At 64.3% G+C, this 957-nt stretch carries 2 protein-coding genes; one reads left to right on the top strand and one right to left on the bottom strand.

Going from position 1 to position 957, the window contains the following annotated elements; all coding sequences use genetic code 11:
- Window positions 1-113 precede the first annotated feature (113 nt).
- Window positions 114-734, top strand: a complete 621-nt coding sequence (locus tag AABA86_RS33965) for an HAD family hydrolase (protein ID WP_338309844.1) — start codon at window positions 114-116, stop codon at window positions 732-734.
- Between the two features lie 17 nt (window positions 735-751).
- On the opposite strand, the gene AABA86_RS33960 is transcribed toward AABA86_RS33965, so the two are convergent.
- Window positions 752-957, bottom strand: a 206-nt coding sequence (locus tag AABA86_RS33960) for an oligopeptide/dipeptide ABC transporter ATP-binding protein (protein ID WP_338309843.1), incomplete at its 5' end; no start/stop codon positions are given.

Raw genomic sequence — 957 nt, 5'->3', positions numbered from 1 at the left:
CCGGCGTCGCACCTCACAGCCGTGAGGGACGCCAACGAGCGGATTTGTCGCCTGCGTTCCGACCGGATATGATTCCAATCAGGATCGCATATTGGGCCATCTGAGAGTCCGCCGTGACTGATGCCATCAAGCTCGTCCTCTTCGACATGGACAATGTGCTTTGCGACTACGACAGGGCGACGCGCGTCGCCTATCTGGCGGAACTTGCGGGGACCAGCGGCGAAGCCGTCCACAACGCGATTTGGAACAGCGGATTCGAGCTGCTCGGCGATTCCGGCGCGCTTGAGGCTGCCGACTATCTGCAAGGTTTTGGCGAACGCATCGGCTATCCGCTCTCACTCGACGAGTGGGTGGAGGCCCGGCGCCGTTCGATGCAGGCGGATCGCGCGATGCTGGACATCGCCGGCAGCTTGCGAAAGACCGTCGATATTGCCGTCCTGACCAACAATACCACGCTGGTCGCCGACCAGATCGACACGCTGCTGCCGGAGTTGCGGCCGCTGTTCGGCGCCCGGATCTACACCTCGGCGCAATTCAAGACGGTCAAGCCGGACCCGCACTGCTATCGCCTCTGCCTCTCGGAGCTCGGCTTGAGGCCGCAAACCGTCCTGTTCGTCGACGATCTCGCAGCCAACGTCGCCGGCGCGCGAGAGGCGGGCTTGTTCGCGCATCAGCACACGTCCGTGGAGATGTTCAGGCAGGCCCTGTCTGAGCACGGCCTCAATCACGACTGAATCCGCCTTCTACGGCCTCAGGCCAGATGGCACGCCACGAAATGCCCGCCCGCCCCTTCCTTCAGTACGGGCGCACTTTCCGTGCAGCGCGGCTGGGCGATCGGACAGCGGGTGTGGAAGTGGCAACCCGACGGCGGCTTCATCGGGCTCGGCACGTCGCCCTTGAGGCGGATGCGCTCACGCTTGAGTTTTGGATCGGGCACCGGCACCGCCGACAGCAGCG

It is taken from the genome of Bradyrhizobium sp. TM233, assembly GCF_036247965.1.
Lineage (GTDB): Bacteria > Pseudomonadota > Alphaproteobacteria > Rhizobiales > Xanthobacteraceae > Bradyrhizobium > Bradyrhizobium ottawaense.
The sequence above is the reverse complement of the archived record's forward strand: the minus strand, read 5'-3'. Positions and strand labels throughout refer to the sequence as shown.